Genomic DNA, 2,305 nt, shown 5'->3' on the forward strand with positions numbered 1-2,305 from the left:
GTGTTCTACGTGTTCGCGGCGCTGGCAATGCTTTCGGTGACGATCAGCCTTGGCGGCAAATGGTTCGGCCGCTCGATCGCCATGGCCGGATACACCGACGACAAGACAATCCACGAGGTGGTGATCGGCAACAACGTCATCGCCGTGCCGGGCAATGTCATCCGCTTCGACCAGGCCCGGCGCGACGGCATCGCCTCGCGGCTCGACCTCTATCTGCGCTATCCCGAGATGGACGGCTACAGCGAGGCCGCCCGCGACGATTTCAATCACACCGGATCGAGCAAGGACATCGTCTTCCTGTTGTTCGAACGGCAGATAATGTCGCGCGAGATGAGCGGCCGCTTCGCGCCGATCTACAGCGCCCTGATCGTCGAACCCGGCACGCCCGGCCCGGGCGGCACGACGCTCTACGGCTTCACCGAAAAATCAGGGTATTTCAACGAGGTGCTGGCGGTTGCCAATCGCCGGGGCAAGGACCCGTTCGTGGCCCGCTGCCTGAGCGGCCCGAGTGCTGCGCAATCGCTAGCGCCCTGCGAGCGCGACATTCTGGTCGGCGACAATCTCAGCCTCACCTACCGCTTTCCCATGGAATTTCTGGGGAATTGGCAGGCGCTAGATGCAGCCATCGCCGCCGAGGCTGCGCGTATGCTGAAGACAGGGCGCTAACGCTTGTGTCTGAAGGGATTATGCGACAAATCGCAAACGGTGGAGATTGGCGTCCCCTTCTCCGCCAGGGATAACGGCGCCTACCGGTAACCGAGAACCCCCGACTCAGGCCAGATCGATGTCGAGGATCGCCATCGAGAAGTTATAGTCGCCGTCGTCCTCGTCCTTGAAGACGATGCCGAGGAATTCGTCGCCCACATAGACCTCGGCCGAATCGTCCTTGCGCGGCCGCGCCTTCACTTCAAGCTTGGGGTTCTGGAAGACGCGCTTGAAATAGGCGTCCAGCTTTCTGATTTCGTCCGGCTTCAAAACTCTTCTCCGATCGTCGGTCTGCTCGTTTGAGCGCGCTTCTGGCACGTCGACAATGGCGATGTAAAGGCGAGCCGACCGGATATGCGAGAACCGACAGCCGGCGGGGCCGGCAAACGGAGTTCGATTGCCCGCCCCGCGGACTTGAAATCAGATATCGAAGCTGACGACGTGGTCCATCGACTGCGACGGCAAAAGCTGGTCCATCTGCCGCGAAGGCTGGTCGCAGCCGGTCTCGCCGACGACGCGGGCCGGCACGCCGGCAACCGTCTTGTTGTGCGGCACCGGCGACAGCACTACCGAGCCTGCCGCGATCTTTGAGCAATGGCCGACTTCGATGTTGCCGAGGATCTTGGCGCCGGCGCCGATCAGCACGCCGTAGCGGATTTTTGGATGGCGGTCGCCGCCGGCCTTGCCGGTGCCGCCCAGCGTCACGCCGTGCAGGATCGACACGTCGTCCTCGATCACCGCCGTCTGGCCGACGACGAGGCCGGTGGCGTGGTCGAGGAAGATGCCCTTGCCGATGCGGGCGGCCGGATTAATGTCAGTCTGGAACACCGAGGACGACCGGCTCTGCAGGTAGAGAGCGAAATCCTGGCGGCCCTGGTTCCACAGCCAATGTGCCAGCCGGTGGATCTGGATGGCATGAAAGCCCTTGAAATAGAGCACCGGCATGATGAAGCGGTCGCAGGCCGGATCGCGATCGTAATAGGCCTGGATGTCGACACGCACCGTCGACGACCAGTCCATGTCGTCGGCTGCCATCGCCTTGAATGTCTGGCGGATGAGATCGGAACCGATATCCTGATGGGCGAGCCGCTCAGCCAGCCGATGAATGACCGCCTCCTCGAGGCTTTCCTGGTTGAGGATGGTCGAATAGAGGAACGCCGCCAGCAGCGGATCGCGGTTGACCGCCTCCATCGCCTCGTCCCGGATCGAGCGCCAGATCGGGTCGATCGGCTCCACCATGGTCGGGCGGGCAATCGTAACGCTGTTCATTAATGATCTCCGGCCATCTAATGTCTCGGGCTTGGCGACTTGCCTATTCTCCGGCCGCATAATGCGAATCGCGATCGAAGTGATTCAGGCGATGCGCATTAAGTGCCTGTTTTGAGCATGTCGTTGTCCCAAAACCGCTGCGCACTTTTGCGCGACATGCTCTATAAGCCAGATCATAGCACGGTTGAACTCAATTTTCCTTAGTGCTTTGTCAAATGGATTTGGTTCACGGAAATTCAAGCGGCCATGGAAGACGAACCCTTGATCGACGAGCCGCTGAAGCACGAGCTTTCCGCGCTCTATCAGGCCGACGACCGCCACTATCACGGCC

General features: G+C 61.1%; 4 protein-coding genes. 1 reads left to right on the forward strand and 3 read right to left on the reverse strand.

Going from position 1 to position 2,305, the window contains the following annotated elements; genetic code table 11:
• The coding region (locus EOA86_RS31260) for a hypothetical protein (RefSeq protein ID WP_128345134.1) at positions 1-666 on the forward strand (666 nt) is incomplete at its 5' end.
• Positions 667-771: 105 nt separating this feature from the next.
• Here the strand turns inward: EOA86_RS31260 and EOA86_RS31265 are convergent.
• The 3 genes from EOA86_RS31265 to EOA86_RS38965 all read right to left on the reverse strand — a co-directional run.
• The gene (locus EOA86_RS31265) at positions 772-975 is read right to left on the reverse strand and encodes a DUF3126 family protein (RefSeq protein ID WP_013531334.1); all 204 of its coding nucleotides are present in this window, start codon (positions 973-975) and stop codon (positions 772-774) included.
• 150 nt (positions 976-1,125) lie between these two features.
• Positions 1,126-1,974 (reverse strand): serine O-acetyltransferase, encoded by an 849-nt coding sequence (cysE, locus tag EOA86_RS31270; protein WP_128345135.1) that lies wholly within the window; start codon positions 1,972-1,974, stop codon positions 1,126-1,128.
• 84 nt (positions 1,975-2,058) lie between these two features.
• Positions 2,059-2,305: hypothetical protein (locus EOA86_RS38965; protein WP_164892163.1), on the reverse strand; the 247-nt coding region annotated here is incomplete at its 5' end.

It is taken from the genome of Mesorhizobium sp. M5C.F.Ca.IN.020.32.2.1, assembly GCF_004023105.1.
Lineage (GTDB): Bacteria > Pseudomonadota > Alphaproteobacteria > Rhizobiales > Rhizobiaceae > Mesorhizobium > Mesorhizobium wenxiniae.